At 53.2% G+C, this 8,583-nt stretch carries 9 protein-coding genes; 7 read left to right on the top strand and 2 right to left on the bottom strand.

The genetic code is table 11. The features are described 5' to 3' along the window. From nrfD to VEI96_06805, 3 genes are all read left to right on the top strand, one after another. Positions 1–631: NrfD/PsrC family molybdoenzyme membrane anchor subunit (gene nrfD / locus VEI96_06815; protein ID HXX57695.1), on the top strand; the 631-nt coding region annotated here is incomplete at its 5' end. A gap of 95 nt (positions 632–726) precedes the next feature. Next, positions 727–1,233 (top strand): quinol:electron acceptor oxidoreductase subunit ActD, encoded by a 507-nt coding sequence (locus tag VEI96_06810; GenBank protein HXX57694.1) that lies wholly within the window; start codon positions 727–729, stop codon positions 1,231–1,233. Positions 1,234–1,358: 125 nt separating this feature from the next. Beyond that, positions 1,359–1,793 (top strand): cytochrome c, encoded by a 435-nt coding sequence (locus VEI96_06805; GenBank protein HXX57693.1) that lies wholly within the window; start codon positions 1,359–1,361, stop codon positions 1,791–1,793. A gap of 161 nt (positions 1,794–1,954) precedes the next feature. Here the strand turns inward: VEI96_06805 and VEI96_06800 are convergent, their stop codons facing one another. After that, a complete protein-coding gene (locus tag VEI96_06800) occupies positions 1,955–2,257 on the bottom strand; it encodes a DUF1003 domain-containing protein (GenBank protein HXX57692.1) in 303 nt (100 codons plus the stop codon). Between the two features lie 361 nt (positions 2,258–2,618). Here VEI96_06800 and VEI96_06795 point away from each other — a divergent pair, with 361 nt between their 5' ends. From VEI96_06795 to VEI96_06780, 4 genes are all read left to right on the top strand, one after another. Next, entirely contained in the window at positions 2,619–4,259 is a 1,641-nt protein-coding gene (locus VEI96_06795; protein HXX57691.1) for a flippase activity-associated protein Agl23, read from the top strand. Between the two features lie 2 nt (positions 4,260–4,261). After that, positions 4,262–5,944, top strand: coding sequence for a hypothetical protein (locus VEI96_06790; GenBank protein HXX57690.1), 1,683 nt, complete (start codon positions 4,262–4,264; stop codon positions 5,942–5,944). A 235-nt stretch (positions 5,945–6,179) separates the two neighbouring features. Beyond that, the gene (locus tag VEI96_06785) at positions 6,180–7,136 is read left to right on the top strand and encodes a glycosyltransferase family 2 protein (GenBank protein ID HXX57689.1); all 957 of its coding nucleotides are present in this window, start codon (positions 6,180–6,182) and stop codon (positions 7,134–7,136) included. Positions 7,137–7,200: 64 nt separating this feature from the next. Continuing rightward, positions 7,201–7,836, top strand: a complete 636-nt coding sequence (locus VEI96_06780; protein ID HXX57688.1) for a GtrA family protein — start codon at positions 7,201–7,203, stop codon at positions 7,834–7,836. 154 nt (positions 7,837–7,990) lie between these two features. On the opposite strand, the gene VEI96_06775 is transcribed toward VEI96_06780, so the two are convergent. Further along, on the bottom strand, positions 7,991–8,583 hold a 593-nt coding region (locus tag VEI96_06775), incomplete at its 5' end, for a hypothetical protein (GenBank protein HXX57687.1).

The following is an 8,583-nucleotide window of genomic DNA, read 5'->3' as shown; positions in this document are numbered from 1 at the left end:
CTTTCCCCCGTACTTCGTCATCGGCGCCATCACTTCCGGGGTTGCGGCCGTGATCACGCTGATGATCATCATCCGGAGGGCCTTCCACCTGGAGGAGTATCTCACCCCGGAGCACTTCGACAACATGGGGAAACTCCTTCTGACGATCTGCCTGCTCTGGTCCTATGCCTATTTCGTGGATGTCAACATCACCTGGTACGCCCACGAGCCGATCGAGTGGGAGGTCTGGAGCTTCATGGCAAGCAAGTACACGCCGCTTCTCCTCCTCATGCTCTTCGGAAACTCGATACTGCCGGTCACCGCCCTCTGCTTCAGGAAGGTCAGGCGCAATCTCAAGGCGATGCTCGCAATCACCTTACTGGTCAATATCTGTATGTACATCGAGCGGTTCCTCATCATCGTGCCGTCGCTTTCGCATAAGAACATGCCGTTCATTTGGCATACATACTCCCCCTCCCTCGTCGAGACCTCCGTCAACCTCGGGGCCCTTGCCCTTTTCGCGCTCCTCTATGTGCTCTTTACAAAGTTTTTCCCGATAGTGGCGGTGACCGATGTGCGGGAGCTCGGGGTCAGCCATGCCGATGTCGAACTCGGCCGTGGAAAGGTGCATACAACTACAGGAGAGGAGTGAAAACGTTTCTTTAAGAATAATAAATTCTATCTTTCTTTGCGGCTTTTGCGACTTTGCGCGAATATAATACGCGCTGCTATTTAAGGAGAAGAGATATGGAAACTCTCGGGACATTCAAGGATGTTGAGGCTGCGGCCAGGGCCGTGGACAGCCTGATCAAGGCCGGGATCGGCGAAGAGACGATCACCTCGCTCACCTCCGTTCCCTATCCGGACGGCGTGATCGTGAAGACAGGCCGGCGTACCTGGTTCCGCTGGGTCTCCGCGGTCGGCGGGGTCCTCGGAGCATGCGCGGGCTTTGCCCTGGCAGCAGGGACCTCCTACATGTACCCGGTGCAGACCGGGGACAAGCCGATAATAGCGTATTTCCCGACCGGCATCATCACCTATGAGCTCACTATGCTCTTCGCTATCTTGGGCGCGATCATCGGCATGTTCATGGAAATGAGACTCCCGCCATGGAGAGAACGGGTCTATGATCCGGCAATCGGGGAAGGCACCATCGGGATCAGCGTTTCGACCACCAGAGACCACTTGGGCCGGGCGGAGGAGATCATGCAGGATGCCGGCGCTCTTCGGATCACCAGGGAGGATATGCTGTGAAACGATTTTTTCGTATAATCCTAAAAACGATTGTTCACGCAAAGCCGCAAAGCTCGCAAAGAAATTCAAATAGTTGTACTTCGCGTTCTTTGCGCGCTTGGCGCGAGACTGCTTTTATTAGGATAATGATTCTTACTGTCGCCCCTCTGCTCGTGGCCGCGATCTGGATGGACGACCAGCAATCCTACAAGCCCTACAAAGCGCCGGTCCTCTCGCCGCCGAAAGACTCCGTGCCCGTGACCGGCAAAGAGGTCGCTTCACCGGACATGGAATTCAAGAATCCAATGGCTCCGACCGCGAAATCTGTAGAAGAGGGCAAGGCGCTCTTCGAAACCAATTGCCTTATGTGCCACGGCGCTACATCTTCGGAGCGGGGGCCGGTAGGCAAAAAGCTCGTTCCTCCTCCGCCCGGTCTGGATCATGAAATGGTGAAGGGATTGAGCGACTCAACCATCTTCAAGGCCATCACCTTCGGCTTCGGCCGCATGCCGGCGTTTCAGGATAAGCTTACGTCCCGGGAGCGATGGAAGCTGGTCAACTTCCTGCGAACGCGGAAATGAAGAGAATACGCTCGGTCGCTAAATCTGCGCCCTCTTGACCGTCCTCCTTCCGGACACTATCCGGCGAGCCATGACGTTTCGCGGACTTTGGGAAGAACCGCATTCTTTTCAGGAAGAAGGTGCGACGTTTAGTTCTTTGTTGGTTTTCGGCCCTCATTTTCTCAATGTTGAAGAATTTTGAGAGTAAGAGCGTTTTGCTGTTCGAGATGCAAGAGGATCGTCTCGACTTCCGCCTCTGCTTTTATATTTACTTCAAAGTCCGACTCTGCCCTCGCTTCTGCGTGACGACCCTGGAGATTTTGTCCTATCATAATCAGCGGCATCAAGAATATCTGCAATATATTTGAAATAAAAAGCCATAAGACGAAAGCGGGAGATGGATCAAACCGTAACGCTTTTGGAACAAGGGTGTTCCAACCAAGCCAAACAATAGTCCACACAAAGATCATGATAAAGAAACCCATGGAGCCGACTCTGTTCGTAATCCAGACGGCGAATTGTTCCAGGCGGGTCAAAGCTCTTCTTGTGTTCTATGTCGGCATTTCTAATAGGTTTATGAAACTTTCCTTCTTTAAGCTCCTCGTGCGTCAAAAGTCTCTTTTCGCTCATCCACACCCCCATTTCGACGGCCTCCTATAGTCAATACCTATCATACTCATCGTAATCATATCATGGAGGGAACGCGCCTTTTTCAGGAGGAAGAAGTCCTGCTGTTTCACTCTCCGACTGAGGTTGATTCTCCCTTTTGTACTGCCGAATCGGCATCGAAATCTCTTCAATCCGCGCTCTTTTTAGCTGCCCAATCTGTTACAATATTTGCTGAAGATGCGGGATAAAGATAGAATCATAGGCTGGCTCATACTCCTCATAGCGCTCATTCTCTGTTTCACGAATCTCCCCCTCAAGCCGCCGCACTCCGACGAGTCCGGAAACGGTTTCTTCGTGAATCAGATATGGGAAACCGGCTTCTTCACATACGATCCCGCCAACTATCACGGGCCTCTCTTGTTTTACCTCCTCCAGATTTCAGAGAAGATTTTCGGATTCGGTATCGGCTCGTTCAGGTTCGTGACAGCCTTATTTGCACTGCTCTCCGTATGGTTGATTTTGAAAAACCGTAACCTCCTGGGGCGTTATACGTCCTTCTTCGCTGCCTCGGCAATGGCTCTCAGTCCTGGCTTCAGCTTTTTCGGCCGCTCGGCAATCCACGAGCCTCTCTTTGTTTTCTTTCAGATCCTCATGGTAACGGGGTTTCTGAGGACGAAAGAGCAGGGAGATAGGCAGGGGGTTCTCTGGTCTTTTGCAGGTCTGCTCGGGTGTATGCTGCTGAAGGAGACCTTCGTGATATCTCTGTTTTCGCTCCTCCTCGCGTGGGGCTGGTCGGAACTGTCTCCGCGGATTTTTGAATCGTTATCGGGCGAAGAGAAAAAGGGGCAGGCGAGAACGGTCAGAAAGAAGAAATCAGCGGGGAAAAGAAGAGGGAAGCAGGCAAGCAGAAAAGGAGGAGAGGTGAAATCAGAAATTCAGGAGACGGAGAAGACCGAATCGCCACCGAAGTGGGCGTTAAGCGGCATAGATGAGCCTTTTCTTGTCAAAATAATTGTTGTCTGCGCGGCTGTCTGGTTCTTGTTGTTCACGGGATTCCTTCATCACCGACAGGGAGCGATAGATTTCTTTACTGCGTTAACGCCCTGGCTGAAGACAGGCGTCGGCGGTTCCGGACACGATAAGCCTTTTTTCTATTGGCTTACGTTATTCGCAAGATACGAATGGGCGGCGGCCGCGGGATTCGTCGGGGCTCTCATAGGTTTTTGGGCGCGATCATGGAAGATGCGTTTCTTCTCTGCCTTGGCGCTCGTGAATTGGTTTGTCTATTCTTTCATCGCCTATAAGACCCCATGGATTATAATCAGCATTCTGTGGCCCTTTCTCATCGTGGCGGGCCTCTGGTTCGAATCGATTCTCGTCGAGCGAAGGACGAAACCAGCCTTCTGGCTTGCCCTCTGCGTCGCCGCAGTCATCGCGGGACAGTCTGCTGCCGCAAGTGTCAGACTGAATTTCGTACATTATTCCGATCCATCGGAGCCATATGTATATGTCCAGACAAAGAATGACGTGAAGGTCATCGAGGACATAATAAGAAAAAAGGTACAGTCCTCACCGGCTTATCAGAACATGAAGATCCAGATCAATTTGAAGGACTCATGGCCTTTCCCCTGGCTTTTCTCGCGGTTCCCGAATATCGGATTCGGTGATTACCGGAAGGCCTTCACGGAAAAGGCGGATGTCATCTTTGCAGAGATCACCCATGACGATAGGGATATCGACGGTCTCTATTGGCGGCGCATGATAGAAGTTCGGGACGCGCGTGAGCCGGTCTATGTCTATCTGAAAAAGACCTTTTTCGAGGGGATGGACCTGCCCGGCTTCGGGCCGTCGGGTGCGGAGGAGGGGAAGGGTACATAGGGATGGCTCTCGCGTTCTTGGTACATATCGCGGTTGCGACTCTCACGGCGATGGCCTTTGGCCTGGCACTGGGACGGCTCAGCATGCCGGCCGCCGTCATAAGCCTGGCAGTGGGGACAGCGGCAGGCATCCTGGTATGGTTGAGGCTGAAAGACGAAAGGAGATTGTTTCCGGATACGAAATTCATTCCCGCCCTCGTATATGGTTTTATTCTCTTCGCTGGGCTCGAGCACTTTCTCTATCTCCTCTACTACTCCCATCATGGACTGAGAACGCTCCATCCGAATAATTTCGGCGACCTCTCACTCCACATACAATACATTCGGTATATCGCAGGAGGCGCGCACTTCTGGCCGGAAAACCCGGGCTTTGCAGGGGAACTCCTGAGATACCCCATCGGTATAGATATCTATAACGGATTGTGGGAAATCCTCGGCGTTCCGATAGACAGCCATCTCTTCCTGACCGGATTCATCATGACTGTCGCTGCCGTATCGATGCTGCACCGGTGGATGGGATGGTGGGGTGTAGGTGCCTTCTTCCTGAACGGTGGTCTCGCCAACTGGGCGAGCCTAACCGGCGGTATGAACGATTTTCAGAACGCGCTCGCATGGAAGAGTTTCTTCCTCTCCCTATGGATAACGCAGCGGGGGTTTCTCTTCGCCATACCGGCCGGTGTGTATATCCTAAGGGTGATGACAGAAACGCTCCTCGGCGAGCGGACACTTCAAAGGGAAGAGAGGGTCGTCTGCGCCCTGCTCTGGGCATCGCTCGCGTGGTTTCACCTCCATACGTTTTTTATTCTCACGCTCTCACTCGGCATCTTCATGCTCTTATACAGGAACTGGCGGATCATGATCGAGGTGGCGATGCCTGCGGTAGCGGCCGGGCTCGTGTTTGTGATCTTCTCCACAGGGGGTTTGGCGAAGGCGCGGGTCTTGCACCTCCAGCCCGGGTGGACCGCAGGACAAGAGAATCTGCTCAAGTTCTGGCTGATAAATCTGGGGCCATGGCTCATCTTTGCCGGAGCGGGGCTCTTCTTCGTTCTACAGAAACGATTCGGAAGACTACGCCTTATTGCCATTCCCGCTTGCGTGCTCTTCGTTGTCTTCACGGTCGTCATGCTCGCCCCATGGGACTGGGACAATATCAAGGTATTGATCTGGTTGTACCTCCTCATCGCATGGATAGCGTGGAAGACCTGGGTGACGAGGCTGCCTTCGTGGGCCGCTCTTTTGATAGGTCTCGTTGCTTTCTTCTCCGGCGCGGTCTCAGTCGTCTCCTCCCTTCCCGGCAACAGTTCAGGCGTCGAACTCTATCGGGCGGCTGAATTATGGGAAGCGAAGGCGGCCCTCTCTGAACTACCGGGAGAAGCGGTGCTGGCCGTTGCCCCCGAACCGAATCATCCGGCAATGTTCTGGGGCGCTAAGGTCGCGATGGGCTACACCGGACATCTCTGGTCCCATGGGATCGATAGCGCGTCGCGGGAAAGTCAGCTCGAAAGGATCTTCCGCGGGCGTGAGAACTGGTTTGCCGTGGCAAAAGGTATCGGAGTGACGCACATCTACTGGGGCGAAAATGAAAGGAGGAAATACGGGGCACCGAGCCCCTCATGGAGCGGGTTGAAAAACATCTCCCGGACCGGGGCGATTCAGATCTATGACTTGAGCGGCTCCTCGAAATGAAGTGCCATCCGAGATCGACGAACCTCACTGCCGGGAAGATGTTATGAAAGGCTTCGAAAATCGCGTCTTCCATGGCGTATCTCGTTCCGCACCTTGCTTGACTTGACGCGCATTCCTCAGGTATCTTTCATTAATCCGGATAGAGGCCCTTTCCGAAAGAGCCGGAGATGACACGGGGCAGGCGCAGAGCTTGCAGATATGGAAAGGCCGCCCGGTTGAGCATTCGCTAGGGGATATGAAGTCAAGCCCTCTCCTTTCAGTAATTGTACCGGCATATAATGAAGCCGGTGTCTTAGACGCCTTCCATGAGCGTCTCTCCTCAGTATTGGACTCCCTCTCGATGCGGACCGAGGTTATTTATGTCAACGATGGCAGCACCGATCAAACACTCGAAATAATCGACTCGATACGAAGGAATGACCATGCTGTCGGAATTATCGACTTGAGCAGGAATTTCGGCAAGGAGATAGCGATGGCCGCGGGACTTGATCACGCTCAGGGGGATATTGTCATCATCATAGATGCGGACTTGCAGGACCCCCCCGAGCTCATTCCTGAGCTAGTGCGGTACTGGCATGAGGGTTATGACGGAGTATACGCCGTGCGACTTTCACGAGAGGGAGAAAGCTGGCTGAAAAAAGTGACGGCACATTTCTTTTACCGCCTCATGAATCGAGTGAGCCGTATACCGATACCGGAAGATACGGGGGATTTCCGCCTGCTGAGCCGAAGGGCGGTAGAGTCACTGAGAAAACTGCGCGAGCAGCACCGTTTCACGAAAGGCCTCTTTACCTGGATCGGCTATCCCCAGAAGGCGGTGCATTACCATCGAAATCCCCGGCTTGCCGGAAAGACGAAATGGAATTACTGGCGTCTCTGGAACTTCGCCCTCGAGGGAATCACGTCTTTCACCACGGCACCGCTCAGGATAGCGACGTATCTGGGTCTGCTGACCGCCCTGTCAGCCTTTCTCTACGCCGGAGTCATCATCTACAAGACCCTCGCCTTCGGTGAGCCCGTCCGAGGTTATCCCTCGTTAATGGTAGCAATCCTATTGCTCGGCGGCATTCAGCTCATCGGCATCGGGATTATCGGAGAGTATCTCGGAAGGGTATTTGATGAAACGAAGATACGTCCGCTCTATTTTCTGAAGGGCAATATTCCGCCCGAGCACGATAGCAAATCAGATTAACCTCGGCTCTTCAGCCGCGCTCGCGTTCCGCGGATAAGGCAAAACCTCGAACCTGTTTGTAAGAATGTCTAAAAAAGATTATAGATTGGCCGCCGCTGCCGGCTTGCTCATCGGCCTACTGGCATTGCCGGTCTTGAAGGCCCTCGCGCCGGCATCCTTTGGCCGCTCTACCCTCATATTGGTGCCTTTCCTTTTCATCGCGACACCGCTCGGTCTTGCGATCATCTATTCCCTGAGCAGGAAATTTTCTCTCCTGTGGCAGGTCGGAAAATTTGCCGTCATCGGCGTTCTGAACATGTTCGTCGACTGGGGGGTGATGGCGTCTCTTATTTTCTTGATGCGGAACTCTTTTCGAATCGATTCCAAGGATTCTATTATGAGCGGAATTACCTTTTATTCCCTCTACAAGGCGGCTTCGTTCATCGTCGCGAACATCAACAGCTACTATTGGAATAAATATTGGACCTTTGCGGTTCAAACAACAAAAAAGACGAACGCGGAATTCTTGCAGTTTCTTGTCGTAAGCCTCATAGGGTTTGTCGCAAATGTCCTTGTCGCTTCATTTGTCTTTGAATCACTGCGGCCGATAATCGGATTCACGATAGACCAGAGGGGCATTATAGGCGCAGCGGTCGGCAGTGCGGCAGGATTTCTCTGGAATTTTGTCGGATATAAATTCATCGTATTTAAAGAGCGGTAACTCACGGTCGGGAGATAAGCGCGCCCGTTGAGGCATCCGAGAGACCCTTGCCCTTCCCTGAGTCTCACGAGGATTACAGGGCGAAGCAAAAAAAATCGGCTGCCCCGCGGAAGAGGCGGGACAGCCGAAATTTGTTCTTTATCTTCCCAGAGAACTAAGGAACGATAAAGTGTGTTGTCCAGCGGTAAGAGTTGTCATCATCCCCGCCCGACGGTCTCACGACAAGAGAAAGTACGTAGATCCCCGATGGGAGATCTGCCTGGAGATCTTCGTTCACCTGCGTAACACCGTTCTTCCAGAAGACGAGGTTTCTGAACCGGCTTGAACGTCCGGTCCTTTCACCTTCCCTCTCCCCGGAATCTGACGACGTCCTTCCAGCTTCTGCATCCTCGACGACCGACATCGAGCGCGGCCTCAGGCTATACTCAGAATCGAGGAAATAGACATCCTCAGGGTCGATCGCTGACGCGTATGCCGCAAAGAGAACATCCACAGGGCACGAGATAGGCCCGACCACGACCTTGATATCAACGTGATGGCCCGCAACGGTGACACCTATAGGCTGCTCTCCTGCAGGGTCAGTATTCGCCACCGGGAATCCGGTTTGATTATAGGAGAAACTCTGTTCGTCCGTAGGGCATGACATCGTCTGACCCGGAATCGGTGTTGGAGTTGGCGTCGGTGTAGGTGTAGGTGTAGGAGTCGGTGTCGGTGTTGGCGTAGGTGTAGGTGTAGGTGTAGGTGTAG

The sequence above is a fragment of the Thermodesulfovibrionales bacterium genome (assembly GCA_035622735.1).
In the GTDB taxonomy this organism is placed as follows: Bacteria; Nitrospirota; Thermodesulfovibrionia; order Thermodesulfovibrionales; family UBA9159; genus DASPUT01.
This window is presented reverse-complemented; position numbering and strand designations above follow the sequence as displayed.